This window comes from Gilvimarinus sp. 1_MG-2023, from assembly GCF_030548285.1.
In genome coordinates this window covers 1-442 of the sequence record NZ_JAUOSC010000162.1, presented here as the reverse complement: position 1 = coordinate 442, position 442 = coordinate 1, and the positions used below count along the sequence as shown (strand labels likewise).

Below are 442 nucleotides of genomic sequence, written 5' to 3'. Positions count from 1 at the left end.
GGCCAGGGTTTTCAGCGAGCAGTATTTCCACGCTTCGGTTTTGCGGGTCGGCCAGGGGGCAGCGGCAAATGCAGCACTGCCCTGGGCGCGAATGGGCTGTAACCAGTCTGGCGCATGGGTGCCGTTGACTCGTTGCAGTTGTTGATCTTGAAAAACAGTAGCCACCTTAACTCTCCGGACTGTGGTGTTGTAACGCGTCAGAGTTCAGATTCTTGACGCCAGACAGACAAAAGCTCGCCATCTCAGGCTTCGCTTTCCAGCCAGCTGTAGCCTTTTTCTTCCAGTTCCAGTGCCAGCTCTTTACCACCGGACTTGACGATTTTGCCATCGGCCAGTACGTGTACGTAATCCGGCACAATATAGTCGAGCAGACGCTGGTAGTGGGTCACAATAATAAAAGAGCGGTTTGGATCTCGCATGGCATTGACGCCATGGGCAACCA

General features: G+C 54.1%; 1 pseudogene. It reads right to left on the bottom strand.

What is annotated here, in order from left to right:
* Positions 1–242 precede the first annotated feature (242 nt).
* Positions 243–442 (bottom strand): annotated as a pseudogene (sufC, locus tag Q4563_RS16225) (Fe-S cluster assembly ATPase SufC); the annotation flags it as partial.